This is a genomic window from Pseudoalteromonas sp. NEC-BIFX-2020_002, from assembly GCF_013002825.1.
Lineage (GTDB): Bacteria > Pseudomonadota > Gammaproteobacteria > Enterobacterales > Alteromonadaceae > Pseudoalteromonas > Pseudoalteromonas neustonica.
Genome location: NZ_JABEPJ010000012.1, coordinates 131867 through 145315, shown reverse-complemented (window position 1 = coordinate 145315; position 13449 = coordinate 131867). Strand labels below are relative to the sequence as shown.

13 protein-coding genes are annotated in these 13449 nt (G+C 40.0%); 2 read left to right on the top strand and 11 right to left on the bottom strand.

The features are described 5' to 3' along the window. Positions 1–29 precede the first annotated feature (29 nt). The 6 genes from HJP15_RS14530 to queA form a co-directional block, all read right to left on the bottom strand. Positions 30–554: a hypothetical protein gene (locus tag HJP15_RS14530; RefSeq protein ID WP_054204468.1), complete on the bottom strand. Its 525-nt coding sequence runs from the start codon at positions 552–554 to the stop codon at positions 30–32. Between the two features lie 261 nt (positions 555–815). After that, complete coding sequence (gene secF / locus HJP15_RS14525) at positions 816–1763, bottom strand: protein translocase subunit SecF (RefSeq protein ID WP_054204469.1); 948 nt, start codon at positions 1761–1763, stop codon at positions 816–818. Positions 1764–1772: 9 nt separating this feature from the next. Then, positions 1773–3632 (bottom strand): protein translocase subunit SecD, encoded by a 1860-nt coding sequence (gene secD, locus HJP15_RS14520; protein ID WP_054204470.1) that lies wholly within the window; start codon positions 3630–3632, stop codon positions 1773–1775. 22 nt (positions 3633–3654) lie between these two features. Then, positions 3655–3993 carry a preprotein translocase subunit YajC gene (yajC, locus tag HJP15_RS14515; RefSeq protein WP_054204471.1) on the bottom strand — a complete coding sequence of 113 codons (339 nt, stop codon included), beginning with the start codon at positions 3991–3993 and terminating at the stop codon, positions 3655–3657. Positions 3994–4029: 36 nt separating this feature from the next. Then, the gene (gene tgt / locus HJP15_RS14510) at positions 4030–5157 is read right to left on the bottom strand and encodes a tRNA guanosine(34) transglycosylase Tgt (RefSeq protein WP_054204472.1); all 1128 of its coding nucleotides are present in this window, start codon (positions 5155–5157) and stop codon (positions 4030–4032) included. 199 nt (positions 5158–5356) lie between these two features. After that, on the bottom strand, positions 5357–6388 hold the full coding sequence (gene queA, locus HJP15_RS14505) for a tRNA preQ1(34) S-adenosylmethionine ribosyltransferase-isomerase QueA (protein WP_054204473.1): 1032 nt from the start codon (positions 6386–6388) through the stop codon (positions 5357–5359). 170 nt (positions 6389–6558) lie between these two features. On the opposite strand from queA, the gene HJP15_RS14500 reads away from it, so the two are divergent. Together HJP15_RS14500 and HJP15_RS14495 are read left to right on the top strand one after the other, a co-directional pair. Continuing rightward, on the top strand, positions 6559–9084 hold the full coding sequence (locus tag HJP15_RS14500; RefSeq protein ID WP_170174055.1) for an EAL domain-containing protein: 2526 nt from the start codon (positions 6559–6561) through the stop codon (positions 9082–9084). A 204-nt stretch (positions 9085–9288) separates the two neighbouring features. Further along, a complete protein-coding gene (locus HJP15_RS14495) occupies positions 9289–9513 on the top strand; it encodes a hypothetical protein (protein WP_054204475.1) in 225 nt (74 codons plus the stop codon). 40 nt (positions 9514–9553) lie between these two features. Here the strand turns inward: HJP15_RS14495 and HJP15_RS14490 are convergent, their stop codons facing one another. The 5 genes from HJP15_RS14490 to HJP15_RS14470 form a co-directional block, all read right to left on the bottom strand. Continuing rightward, positions 9554–10015 (bottom strand): hypothetical protein, encoded by a 462-nt coding sequence (locus HJP15_RS14490; RefSeq protein ID WP_170174054.1) that lies wholly within the window; start codon positions 10013–10015, stop codon positions 9554–9556. Further along, positions 10005–10211 carry an RNA polymerase sigma factor gene (locus HJP15_RS21970; protein WP_349304635.1) on the bottom strand — a complete coding sequence of 69 codons (207 nt, stop codon included), beginning with the start codon at positions 10209–10211 and terminating at the stop codon, positions 10005–10007. Before HJP15_RS21970 ends, HJP15_RS14490 begins: the two co-directional genes overlap by 11 nt. Positions 10212–10408: 197 nt before the next feature. After that, positions 10409–11338 carry a hydrogen peroxide-inducible genes activator gene (locus HJP15_RS14480; RefSeq protein ID WP_054204479.1) on the bottom strand — a complete coding sequence of 310 codons (930 nt, stop codon included), beginning with the start codon at positions 11336–11338 and terminating at the stop codon, positions 10409–10411. 91 nt (positions 11339–11429) lie between these two features. Beyond that, complete coding sequence (locus HJP15_RS14475; protein WP_054204480.1) at positions 11430–12698, bottom strand: inorganic phosphate transporter; 1269 nt, start codon at positions 12696–12698, stop codon at positions 11430–11432. A 39-nt stretch (positions 12699–12737) separates the two neighbouring features. Next, on the bottom strand, positions 12738–13415 hold the full coding sequence (locus tag HJP15_RS14470; RefSeq protein WP_054204481.1) for a TIGR00153 family protein: 678 nt from the start codon (positions 13413–13415) through the stop codon (positions 12738–12740). Positions 13416–13449: the final 34 nt, after the last annotated feature.

Genomic DNA, 13449 nt, shown 5'->3' with positions numbered 1-13449 from the left:
TCAGAGCCCACCCTCATTTGTATTATCCGTTATTTATTCAGTGCTTTTTGTACTTGATCAAAATGAGCTATTACTTCAACAATTTCAAGTTCTGCATCTTGAAATGCTTGCTCATCAACAAAACCTAAACGTGCAATTGCCTGTACTGTTGCAGGGTGTACAAGTAAGTCTTTCGCATGATAGCAAACTGGGTCATCAAATTTTGGTAATTTGCCATCAGCATGATAACCCGTTTCAATTTCTTCTATCGGCAACGTTGGGATCAATTTAGCTGCGGCATTAAGTGCATTTAAATACTCAGTACATTGCGGGTACTTAACCGTAAACTCACTCAACAGTACTTGTGAAACCGTGACTAAGTCAGCTGATTCAACCTCTAAACTTGCTGCATCTTTTTTTGCTCGTATGTTAGCCAATAAAGTCTTGGCTTGTAAATCATACTGCTCAAGCGAAGTTAATGGACCTTTTTCGGTCGCCGCTGATTGCTTTGGTTCTGAATCATTACATGCTGCGAGTGTGAACAGACTGCTTACTAACACAAGTTGCTTTAACATACTTTTATTACATCCATATTTAATAATGATTCTCATTATATATAATACATCGCATTTTAGAAATAGGAGATTTAAGAGATTTTACACGCCCGAGTTAATCACGCCCGTAGGCGGGAGTTTACCTCGCGCAGGTTTGATATGTTATCTGAGCTTGATTTGCGCGGCGTAAGGGTCAGCCCTAAAAATTTAATACCCAAAAACAAAAAACCGCTCAATGAGCGGTTTTTAAACGAAAACTTAGTTGTTCTATTAAGAACCAGCCTACGGCATAGGGTCTAAGTCTGCGCCTTCTTTTTCGATTACTTCTGGTATTAAATCTTCTTTGCTTACACCCATTGCAATAGCAACGGCGCTGGCAACATAAACAGAAGAGTAAGTACCAATGAACACACCAAACAATAGCGCGGTTGCAAAACCGTGAATTGTTTGCCCGCCCCAAGAAAACAAAGCAATCAATACTAAAATAGTGGTGATTGATGTTACTAAGGTACGGTTAAGTGTTTGCGTTAACGAAATATCAATGATCTCAACAGTGTCATCTATACGCACTTTACGGAAGTTTTCACGAATACGGTCAGATACAACGATCGTATCATTAAGTGAATAACCTATTACCGCTAGTATTGCTGCCAAAATGGTTAAGTCAAACTCTAAACCTAATACTGAGAACAAACCTAAAGTAAGAATAACATCGTGTAAGAGGGCAGCTACAGCGCCAACGGCAAAGCGCCATTCAAAACGAAACGCCACGTATATTAAGATACAAATAAGTGCAGTAAGCATGGCAAGGCCACCCTGCTCTTTTAAGTCTTCACCTACGCTTGGCCCAACAAACTCGATACGGCGCATTACTACACTACTATCGGCTATTTTTAACGCGTCAATTACTTGGTTACCAATAACTTCAGCTTTTACATCATCACCACGAGGGGCAAGACGTACTAAAATTTCTTGGCTTGAACCAAATAATTGTACTGATGCATCTGCGAAGCCATTTTCAGCTAATACTGAGCGTACTTTCTTTAAATCCGCTGGCTGTGCAAAACCGACTTCAACGGCTGTACCACCCGTAAAATCTAAGCCAAAGTTTAAACCTTTCACAAAGAAAGAAGCAAACGAAGCTAAAATAAGTAGCGTTGAGATACTCATTGCAACTTTGCGAAGTGACATGAAACCTAACGTTCTGCCACCTAATTTTAAAATTTGCATATATGCTCCTTAGATTGACAGCTTATCAATTCGCTTACCGCCAATGAATAAGTTGATCACCGCACGGGTACCAACAATGGCTGTAAACATTGAAGTAAGAATACCAATGGCAAGTGTTACTGCAAAACCTGCGATCGGACCTGTACCAACAGCGAATAAGATAACTGCTGCAATTAAGGTTGTAATATTAGCATCAAAAATTGTACTAAATGCACTGTCATAACCATGATGAACTGCTTGCTGAGGACTACGTCCATCAGCCAATTCTTCACGAATACGTTCAAATATTAGTACGTTCGCATCGACCGCCATACCAACCGTTAATACGATACCGGCAATACCAGGCAGTGTTAATGCAGCACCAGGGATCAGCGACATTACACCCACTATTAGTACTAAGTTAGCTGCCAATGCAAGGTTAGCGACTAAACCAAAACCTTTGTAGTAAACCAACATGAATATCAGTACGAAAAGAAAGCCTAATGCAACCGCAGTCATACCAGCTTCTATATTTTCTTGGCCTAAGCTTGGTCCTACTGTACGTTCTTCAACGATTTGAATTGGTGCTACAAGTGCACCCGCACGTAGTAATAAACTTAAGTTATGCGCTTCTGCTGGGTTATCAATGCCGGTAATACGGAACGAACGATCAAGGCGGGCTTGAATGGTTGCTACGTTAATTACTTCTTCCACTTTAATTGGCGGTAATGCTTTGCCGTTTTCGTCAGTTTTACCTGATGGCTTATATTCAATAAATACAGTTGCCATACGCTTGCCAATAGCACGCTTGGTAAAGGCATTCATTTTTGCGCCGCCTTTGCTGTCAAGGCTGATACTTACTTGTGGACGTTGATACTCATCAGCACCTGATTGCGCGCCAGTAATGTGGCTACCTTCAAGAATGATGCGTTTTTTTAATACCACAGGGTAACCATCACGGCTCATGATCATTTCGGTGCCAGGTGGAATGCGCCCTTGTGCTGCGGCACTCGGATCTGCATTTTCATCCACTTCACGAAACTCAAGCGTTGCCGTTGCACCTAAAATTTCTTTGGCGCGGGCTGTATCTTGTACACCTGGTAGCTGAACAATAATACGCTCTGCACCTTGGCGTTGAACATTAGGCTCTGCAACACCAATTTGGTTGATACGGTTACGAATAATTGTTTCGTTTTGCTTGATAGCGTAGTCACGAATTTCTTTTAGTTTCTGATCACTAATATTCGCGTAAAACGCATTATCGTTAGAGCTATCATCGATGAAGTTATGTAGAGGGTAACGTGATTGTAAGAAACGCTCAGCAGCGTCTTTGTCTTCTTCGTTACGCATTTCAACACGAATACGTTCAGTACCCGCTACACGGCGAACCGTGCGATAGCGTAACTTTTCTTCACGTAGGTCACTTTTGTAATCTTGGTTCATTTGCTCAAGCGCATTATCAACCGCAGTGACCATATCGATTTCCATCGTAAAGTGAACACCGCCACTTAAATCCAAGCCCAATTTCATTGGGTTACCGCCAAGGGCTTTTAACCAATGAGGTTGCGCCGGGGCCATATTAATGGCTGAGATGTAATCTTCGCTCAATCCATCACGCAATAAATCTTGCGCTTTAAGCTGCTCTTCAACATTTTTGAAACGGATCAATACTTGGCCGTCTTCCAGTTTTGCTGATTTTACAGTAACGTTTTGATCTTTAAGTATGGAATTTACTTTATCTACTACACTGAGATCAGCGTCAGCGCCTTTAGTGCCTGAAATTTGTATGGCCGGATCACGACCATACAAATTAGGAGAGGCATATAAAAGGCCAATCGCAATCACAGCTAGAACAAGTAAATACTTCCATAATGGAAACTTGTTTAACACGTGGGCGTCCTTATTTTTATTATTATAGTGACTTCATTGTGCCTTTAGGCAGCACAGCTGACACTGCTGATTTTTGTACAGTGACTTCTGCTTGGTCATTCAATGAGATAACGATGAAGTCTTTATCTTCAGAGATCTTAGCAATTTTACCGACTAAACCACCTTGTGTAAGTACTTCGTCACCTTTAGCCATCGCGCTCATTAAGCTTTTATGCTCTTTTACGCGCTTAGCTTGTGGACGGTAAATCAAGAAGTAAAATACTAAACCAAAAATAGCTAGCATAATCAACATCTCATAACCACCACCGGCTGGAGCTGCACCTGCCGCACTTGCGTGGGCGTTTGAAATAAATAAACTCATAACACTTCCTCTTTAATTTTTATAAAATTTAATTTTTTAATTTTCTGTATCAGCAAGCTCTGGCACTTCTTGGCCGCGGCGTGCATAAAAATCATTTACGAATTCATCTAATTTGCCTTCACTAATGGCATTACGCAAACCTTCCATAACACGCTGGTAATAACGTAAGTTATGAATAGTATTTAGTCGCGCACCTAATATTTCATTACATTTATCAAGGTGATGTAAGTAAGCGCGAGAGTAATTTTTACACGTATGGCAATCGCATTCTGGATCTAAAGGGCCGGTGTCTGTTTTATGTACTGCGTTACGTATTTTGACAATACCACCAGTAATAAATAAATGGCCGTTACGTGCATTTCGAGTTGGCATCACACAATCAAACATGTCGATACCACGGCGTACCGCTTCGACTAAATCTTCAGGCTTGCCCACACCCATTAGGTAGCGAGGTTTGTTCTCTGGCATTTTATAAGCACAATGATCAAGAATATTAATCATATCAGCCTTTGGCTCACCTACTGATAAACCACCTAGCGCATAACCATCAAAACCAATCTCTTCAAGACCAGCTTGTGATTGAGCTCGTAGCTCTGGATACATGCCACCTTGGATAATACCAAACAAAGCTGACGGGTTATCACTATGACCTTCTTTAGAACGTTTAGCCCAACGAAGTGATAGCTCCATTGAGTCTTTCGCTTCTTTTTCAGTCGCTGGGTAAGGCGTACATTCGTCAAAAATCATCACGATATCTGAGCCTAAATCACGCTGTACTTGCATCGCTTTTTCAGGTGATAACATAATTTTTTCACCGTTAACTGGCGAACTAAATAAAACACCTTCTTCAGAAATCTTGCGCATTGCGCCTAAGCTAAATACTTGGAAACCACCTGAATCGGTTAAAATTGGTTTATCCCAATTCATAAAACCGTGTAAACCACCATGTTGCTTGATGATTTCTGTCCCAGGGCGAAGCATTAAGTGAAAAGTGTTACCAAGGCAAATGTGCGCACCAGTATCTTTAACTTCATCCGGCGTCATGCCTTTGACTGTGCCGTAAGTCCCTACAGGCATAAATGCAGGCGTTTCTACTACGCCTCTATCAAAAATCAAGCGGCCGCGGCGGGCTTTACCATCTGTACGGTCTAATTCAAATTTCATATTTACCTCAATGTCGGAAAAACAGTCCAACTACTGATGTTGGTCACGAACACCAACAAGCTATAATTTAACCGCTCGATTCTATCATTACTTACTACTGCAATACCATTAATTGGGCTAAAAGCGGCGATTAAAAGTGTAAAACTAAAACTAAAAAACCCAACACTGAGTTGGGTTTTATCTACTTTAACAATAAAAACTATTTGCGAGTTAAAAACATTGCATCGCCATAACTGAAAAAGCGATATTTTTGCTCAATAGCGGTTTGATATGCACCCATAATATTATCTTGCCCCGCAAATGCGCTCACTAGCATAATCAGTGTTGATTCTGATAAATGAAAATTAGTTACCATGGCATCAACTACATTAAACTCATAACCTGGGTAAATAAATATATCGGTATCACCAAAGTAAGTGGCTAATTGGCCACCATGGATCTTTGCTGCTGATTCAAGTGAGCGTACAGACGTTGTACCCACTGCAATAACTCGCCCACCTTTGGCTTTTGTTGCGGCTACAGCAGCGACAACATCATCAGGCACTTCAATGTATTCTGAGTGCATTATATGATCATCAACCGAATCTACACGTACAGGCTGAAATGTACCTGCGCCTACGTGTAATGTAACAAATGCCATACTCACACCCTTTGCTTTTAAAGCCGCCATTAAAGCGTCATCAAAATGCAGACCTGCGGTAGGCGCTGCAACAGCACCAGGCTTTTCACCGTAAACAGTCTGGTAGCGCTTACGGTCTTCGTCTGTGTCTGGGCGGTCAATATAAGGTGGTAATGGCATGTGGCCAATGTCATTCAATATTTCTAGTACATTTTGGCTATCAGTAAATTGCAATTCAAATAACTCACCATGACGACCCACCATAGTTGCCTCAGCTTTACCTTCAAGGATGATGGTGGTCCCAGGTTTTGGTGATTTACTGGCTCGCACATGGGCCAACACACGATGCTCGTCGAGTACTCGTTCAACTAATACTTCAACTTTACCACCAGAGGATTTCTGGCCATACATACGCGCAGGGATTACTTTTGTGTTATTAAATACAAGCAAGTCATTTTCATTAACTAGATCAAGTACATCACTAAATATCTTGTGTTCTAGGTCGCCACTGGGGCCATCTAAGGTGAGTAATCGACTACTGGTTCGATCCTGTTTAGGAAAACGAGCAATTAATTCATCAGGAAGGTCAAAGCTAAAATCGGCCACGCGCATAAGAGGGAACATCCACATCAAAAAAGTCGCGCCAAGTTTAACTGTATCGCGCTATTTGCTCAACTAAGGAGGTGAATAAAAATACCCTGTAATGTTCTCTTGTGGTTCATGGCAAATGGCATTATCCTAATCAACTGAATTAATCATGACTGAAAAAGAGGTATGACGTTATGGCTAAGCAGCTAAAGTTGCTGATCTTAAACGCTAGTTTGTCTGAACGTCAAACCATTAAGTCCACCCTCAATAGACTCAATGTATTTACTTTCATTGAAGTTAATGACAGTCAACAAGCACTCGACATTTTAAAAAATCAAGCTGTTGATATCATTATTACAGGGCTTGATGTAGGTAAAATTGATGGCTGGCGGTTCTCGAGAATGATACGCTCGGGCCTGCTTAGCACCCCTAAAAACACCCCAATATTACTTACCCCTCCTATCTATTGTGAGCGAATTGCAGAAACAACAGCCCGTAGTTATGGTATTGATGCTGTTTTGCCTTTTGAGCGCCAAGATATGTTGCCACAAGTATTGGCCAATGTGCTCTCTACTCACCTTGAAAAAAGCAGTCGATTAAATCTATTACTTCTAGAGACTGATGACAATAGAGCCGCTGAAATTGAGCAACATTTACAACTTAATTTTGCTTGCACACATGTCATTAATAATAAGCAAGCGCTGTCTATTTACTTGCAGCAAAAGTTTTCTATCGTGTTGCTCGATGCCACCGCTGCACAAGCAGCATCTGCAAATCAACTAGTCAAAGAAATACTGCAGCATAATCCTAAGCAAGCAATAGTAACAATAATAGATACGCATGATGCTGATTACGCTGAGCAGCTACTACTGTCTGGCGTGACTGACTTTATCCGTGCGCCTTATGAGCAATCTTTTTTAACCAAAGTATGTGATCATGCTGCTCGTCGTGAAGATTTTATGGTCAGCTATGCTGAATTTGCGCAAAAAGTAGAACAATTAAGCCAAAGTCAGAGTCGCTACAAAGAACTATTTTCAGCACATCAACGAATTTTACTGCATTTAAATACTGTCGTACTTGAATTTGATCAGCAAGGACGTATTCGTTTTATCAACCCAGCTTGGGAAGCCTTAACAGGCTACGGTATTAAAGAAACACTAACTAAATCATTAACTGATTACTGCCATGTTGATGATAAACCCAAATTACTCGATACAATTAGCAGTATTTTGAACGCAGGTATTGAACAGCAACAAATTGAAATTCAAATAAGCCATAAAGATGGCAGAACAATTTGGGTAGAGTGCCGCTTACAATTGATAAAAAACAGCAGTAATGCAACGACCATTACTGCAACTATTGATAATATTCATGAACGTAAGCAAGCTGAGTTACAACTTCGTCATTTAGCACTGCATGATACTTTAACGGGCTTACATAACCGCTATTATTTTGATCAGCAGCTCAATCATATATGCCAAACAGAGCTCACTCATGGCGAAATTGAGCATGCACTTATTTATATCGATCTTGATCACTTTAAAATTATTAATGACAGTAAAGGTCACCAACAAGGTGATATTGTCTTAAAGGAAGTGGCGCAATTATTTATTGCCAATATTAGCGATGAGCATTTGATATGTCGTATTGGTGGCGATGAGTTTTCGATCATTTTAAAAAATATTAACTTGCTTGATGCACACTTAGTTGCTGAGGGTATTTGTATGGCAATTGAAGGCCATCAGTTCCAGTCAGAAGAGCAAATCTATTCCATTAGTTGCTCTATTGGCCTAACCCAAATTACAGCAGCAAATAACGATCCGAGTGAATGTTTAAAACAAGCTGATATCGCGTTATATGTTGCCAAAAATTTAGGCCGAAACTTAGTCCATTGCTACTCAAAAGACGATTCAGATAACAACACTATGCAAGCAGGCCTTGAATGGGGGCACAGCATTCGTCAAGCACTGCAACAAGATCAAATTGAATTACACTATCAACCAATCTGGGACTTTAAGAGAGGTAACATTGCCTATTTTGAAGCGCTATTACGATTAAAACTCAACGATGATTTAATTTACCCTAACCAGTTTATTCCGTCTCTTGAGCTGCTTAACGATACGTACTTAATGGACCAATGCGTGATCCGAAATGCTATAGCTGCAATTTCGCGATACCCAGAGCTTAATCAAGTCGCTATTAACTTATCTGCACAATCATTTTTAGATGAACGTTTATTACCACACATAGAATCTAGCCTCGAAGAATATAAGGTATCGCCAACGAGAGTAATCTTTGAAATAACCGAATCTGCAAGTATTAACAACCTAGTAGCTACTCGCGCAATGATTGAAAAGCTTAACCGTCTAGGTTGTCATTTTTCGATAGATGATTTTGGCACCGGCTTTAGCACCTTTAATTACCTTAAACAGCTTCCCGCTCAACATGTCAAAATAGATGGCTCATTTGTTCGGGATATGCTCAATGATCCAATTGATTTAGCACTCGTTAAAGCTATTAATGATATTAGCCGCTCGCTCGATAAGCGCTCTGTAGCTGAATACGTTGAAAATAAAGAGATCTTTTTAGCACTAAAAGAAATTGGTGTTGATTACGGCCAAGGGTATTTTATTTCTCGCCCAGTACCAATTGAAAGAATCCCTTACGAACTAGAAAAAATTTCTCAGAACAAAACTTTTTACGAACAAGCACCTAAGTAAACATGGTTGATTTTTGAAGCTTACCGATGAAAATTTTACTTCCATCCGCTGAAATCTCATCTATACTTTGCTCATACAGATTTTAAATGTCACTATTTTTGTAAGATAAACAAAAATAAACAAGACATCACCAATCTACGATAACATACTCAATAAACACAAATGTGTTATTTATTATGCTATTGTCTACTTATGGAGAAGGTTATGGTGCAATTAATTGTATTATTGTTGGCAGTAAACTTAGGGATAGCTTACCAATGCCACCGTTATGCTAATATCAAAGGTTATCCTATCAGCACATTTACGTGCTTAGGTTTAATACCCTATTTCAATTTAGTGGTGTGGGTGTATTTATTATTTTTGCCAGACATTACCCCTTTCAATAAACAATTTGAATATGAAAGACATAATGAAAAGCAGCCTTTGTAACAACGACTGCTTTGTTGGTCAGGGATAAGTTTTTATCAAATTAAAACTGATAGGTAATTGCCTTAAGTGCTAAATCGCTGGCTTTTATGTCGCCTACTACACATTTTTTAATATCTGATTTATCAAACACTTTAATTAAGTTGGTGTTTTTATCACCGAGCCCTTTCAGAACAAAGCTAACATGTTCGTCATTAGGTGAACTACGTAGCCCACTGCCGTAATCACACAGAGTAAGGCTGATACTCGTACTTACTTGAGTGAGTAATTTTTGCTGCTCCGCGGCTTGCTGCCTCTCACGTTCAACCTGCTTTGCCTGTATATCTTGGCGTAATTGCTGTTGCTGCTTAGTAAGCGTAGTTTGTTGCTTTTCAAGCTTCGCAATATCTTTTTCTAATGCTTTTTTACGTTGCTCAAGCTCTTTTGCTGCGGCGCTATTATCGTGACGATTAGCAAACTCTAAGTCACGTTTTTCACGTTCTAACTCACGTAAATCACGGCTCACCACGAAAACTTGGCAAGCTCTTATAGACAGAGATAAACACCTTTTGCATTAAATCCATGGCATCATCCGGGTTACTGAGCATCCGCAAGCAATGGTTATAAACTCGGCTCTCGTGCTGCTTAACCAGCTTAAGCCAGGCTCGCTTATTACCTTGCTGTGCTTTGGCGATTAATGTTTCTGTTGATTGAAAAAACACGATTCTCGATGCTTAGTTATTTTACTTATAAGATTAGTCGATAGGAGCGCGAGGATAGTTTGGAAAAGATGAAAATAAATTAAAAAATAAATAGCTCACCTTGATGAGCTATTCCTGCATACCAATCGTGTTAAGTTACTGACCATTTATAGCGACAGATAAACGCAGTTAGCGCTTTATTTAGCTCGCTAGAATGGTTAAATATTTAAGTCGATTGGTATTAAACGGCATTGCTGTTTTAAAAAATTTTCTAGCATTTGGCTAAATAAACGAAAATCACGAATTCGCCCTGTGGTTTTGCGCCATAAAATACCAATGTCACGATAAGCATCACCTTGAGAGGCCGTGGCTAACATGTTTTTGTTATCTAAAATCCCCGCATTAATTGCCATTTGTGGCAAAAAGGTCACCCCGAGCTGATGTTCAACCATACTCAATAGTGTGTGTAAGCTTGCCGCTTCAAACGGGTTAATACAGCTTGAACGGTTTAAGTGACAAGCACTCAATGCATGACCTGTCATGCAGTGCTCTCGTTCAAGTAGGAATACGCTTGCATCCGGTAACAGATTAAAGTCTTCTACCCCTGTTGCTGGCAAATAATCTTTGTGATGCACTAAGCTAAAATGATCTTGTGCAAGTACTTGTGTATGAAACTTGTCGGTCTCATAGGGTAAAGCGAGTAATGCCATATCTATATGGCCGTGCTCTAACTTATTTAATAAGCTGTCACTTGTATCCTCAACCAGTACTAATTCTAAATCCACATATTGTTGTTGGCATAGTGCGTATAAAGGCGCAGCTATGAAACTAGCAATAGTAGGAATTACACCAAGCGTTAATTTGCCGCTAAGTGGGCTTAAATGGCTTTTTGTAAGCTCTTTAACACTGAGAGTATCATCTATAATTTTGCGCGCTCGCTCTACGACATCTTCACCAATGGCGGTAAACATGAGGCTACGATTTTCACGCTCAATAAGCTGACATCCCAAAGTTTCTTCAAGCGTTTGAATTGCACTACTTAATGTGGATTGACCAATAAAGCAGGCACTTGCTGCTCGACCAAAATGCTGATATTGATGAACCGCTAATAAGTATTGCAGTTGTTTTATACTTGGTAAATTAGTCATAACTTTTCTTACCCACAAATAAAAAGACCCCAACACCATGGGCATTGAGATCTTTTCAAGCTAAAAGTCTGTAATACTTAAGCCGTAGGAATTAAACTCCAAAGGCAAATCTTAGTATGTAGAAAATAACAATAGCAAGGGCAGCGCCAACTGGCAATGTTATTACCCAAGAAACAGCAATGTTTCTGATCACGCCCATGTTAAGTGCAGCAATACCACGCGCCATACCTACACCTAAAACCGCGCCCACTAACGTTTGTGTCGTTGAGATGGGTAAACCAGTTCCTGATGCGATAACAACAGTAGAAGCAGCGGCTAATTCAGCAGCAAAACCACGGCTAGGTGTTAAATGTGTAATACCTTCACCAATGGTTTTTATTACTTTTTTACCTAAAATAGCTAAACCTGCAACAATACCAAAACCACCCAGCGGTAAAATCCACCATGCAATAGCAGCTTGTTTAGCAATTTCACCATTATTCTCTACAATGTTAACAACAGCAGCAAGAGGACCAATCGCGTTAGCTACGTCATTAGACCCATGTGCAAATGCCATACAACATGCTGTTAATACCATTAAGATAGCAAATACTTTCTCAACATTATTAAATTGCATGTTCTTGTCAGCTTTTGGATCTATCTTCAAGCGGGAAATAACTATTTTACCAATAATACCAACTACAACAGCAATACCAATTGCTAATGCATAGCCTTCTACTGCACCTAAATCAATACCAATGTGCTTTAGGCCTTTTTTGATCGTAACCAAAGACATGATAAAACCCGCAAGACCCATGTATATAGGTACATAACGTTTAGCATTTTTAAGTGGTGACTCGGTATCAAATATAAGTTTTTGTGCACTCATAAATATTAAGTACGCAATAAAACCTGAAATTAATGGTGTTACTATCCAGCTACCAACAATTCCAGCCACTTTATTCCATTGGATTGCTTCGCTGCCAACTGCAACTAACGCGAATCCGATGATAGCACCAATAATTGAGTGAGTAGTTGATACTGGCCAACCAAGAAAAGAAGCAATTAATAGCCAGCTACCTGCTGCAAATAACGCTGAGATCATACCCAACACCATTAATTCAGGTATATCCATAAATGGGGCAGAGTCAATAATGCCTTTGCGTATCGTCGATGTTACTTCACCACCGGCTAAGTAAGCACCTGCAAACTCAAAAATCATCGCAATAAAAATTGCTTGTTTAATTGTAAGCGCTTTAGACCCTACTGAAGTACCCATAGCATTGGCAACGTCATTTGCGCCAATACCATAAGCCATAAAAAAACCGACTGCTGCGGCAATTAAAATTAATACCGTGCCATAAGATGCAATGATATCCATTGTGTAACCTTAATCTTTCGTTATTGAACTGAGTGTAAATTAACGAGCTAACATCAGCTCAAGACGTGAACCTACGCGCTCTGCGATATCCGCAAGCTCGCCAACCCATTCAATTATTTTATATAAAAACATAACATCAACTGGGTTAAGCCCATCCTCAACGGCGCGCAATTGGCGGCGTATAATGATTTGCATATCATCCGTGTCTTGTTCAATTGCATCCAATTCAACGAGCATTTTTTCTACCAAGGTCACTTCGCGACCTTTAAAACCAGTTTCTAATAACTCATCTAACTCGTTAATTGCATTTGACGCTTGTTTAGTCGCATCAACACACCGTGTTACATAGGCTAAGAAATTGACTTGAATCTCTTTTGGAATGGTCATCTCACGACCAATTACACGACCAGCAATGTCTTTTGCTTTATTAGCAATTTTGTCTTGCTGGGTGACGAGTTCGAGCAGATCTGTACGCTCTACCGGCATGAACAATCCACGCGGCAGTTGTAAACGTATATCTCTTTTCATGTCGTCGGCTTCACGCTCTAAAGTACGAATTTCCAAGCGAATCACTTCTGCTTGTACCCACTCTTCTTTAAATACGTGATTGAAAAAAGGGATCAAAGCTTTACTAGCTTGATGTACCTTCTTGATGTGATCTTCCATTGGCTTTATAGGAGATTTTGCGAATACTCCTAAAAATGCGTTTGTAGGCATAGCTGACCCTTAAATCAAATTAGTATGCTTTGCG